The sequence below is a fragment of the Streptomyces sp. NPDC001027 genome (assembly GCF_040299045.1).
Lineage (GTDB): Bacteria > Actinomycetota > Actinomycetes > Streptomycetales > Streptomycetaceae > Streptomyces.
Genome location: NZ_JBEPBI010000610.1, coordinates 1 through 1,117, shown reverse-complemented (window position 1 = coordinate 1,117; position 1,117 = coordinate 1). Strand labels below are relative to the sequence as shown.

Genomic DNA, 1,117 nt, shown 5'->3' with positions numbered 1-1,117 from the left:
CCGGCCGCGGGGCCGCAGACGTATAGCGTGGTCGTGAAGGGCGGTCGCCTACGCGGCGAAAGGCTCTGCGGGGCTTCAGCCGAACGATCGTCCCCGCAGGCAAGAGGTGAGGCACGGGGACACTGTCGTTGCGGGCGGCGGTGGCGTCGTGCATACGACCAGGCCGCAGGGCATCGGTCCATAGGGTGCGCCCGCGCCCGTCGGCAATGACGGTGGCCTTCATCGTGTTCTGCCTTTTGTTCCCGGAGACGAACGCTCGTCGTCCGCCACGGCCGGCCGGTGGCCGGCGGACCTGGATCTCGGTGGCGTCCAGGCGCAGCTCGATGCCTTCAGCCTGGGCGTAGGCGAACACGTCGGGCAGAGTCCGTACTCGCAGGCCGGGACGGCCAGGGGCCGCACCTCGTTCAGCCAGGAGTGTGCGTACTTCTGTGATCGCGCGAGTGACGGTGGAGCGGTCGACGCCGAACAGCAGCCCCAGCACTGAATGCGGAAGACCGTGCCACAGACGGATGAGCGTGGCCGCCAACCGGTCGACGAACACCGGCTGGTGACGGGCGCCGGCACCTTCGGCCCGCTTCCTGGCGCCACCTCGCGCAGCATGACGGCGGCCTTCGACCCCGGCCTGCCACGGCTGAGCCAACTCCTCGATCAGGCAGGCCAGATGACGCCGCGAGATCCCCGTGAACAGCCGATGTGCCAGGACCGCCCGATTGACCGTGATCGCCACAACCGGATCACGCCACCCATCAATGGCAACGCCTCACCAGCTATCACGCACCAACTCGTAAGTGGCCGGACAGCGGGGCGGGCAAAGGGGATGGCATGCCCGTCAGCGGGTGGGTCAAGACAGCGGCAAGGGACGCTCACATCAAGATCGCCCGGAGAAGGGCGAGTTCGTTACGGCAGAGGAATGATCACGTCACGCTGGCGACCGACGAGCCGGACATTCTCACGTCCAGTCATCAGTTCTTCCCCCGGAACGAAAGACAGGACAATAAATGACGCCTACGACCTCCAAGCGTTCCCGTCGAGCAAGGATCGCGGCCCGTATCGGCATGGTGCTGACCGCCGTCGCGCTCGCGCTCGGCATCACCGCCGGAACGGCCCTGGCGGCCAC

The 1,117-nt window shown here is 67.3% G+C and carries 1 protein-coding gene; it reads right to left on the bottom strand.

Annotated elements, in window-relative coordinates; genetic code table 11:
* Positions 1-727, bottom strand: a 727-nt coding sequence (locus ABT300_RS44300) for a transposase family protein (RefSeq protein ID WP_351688898.1), incomplete at its 3' end; no start/stop codon positions are given.
* Between the last annotated feature and the right edge of the window lie 390 nt (positions 728-1,117).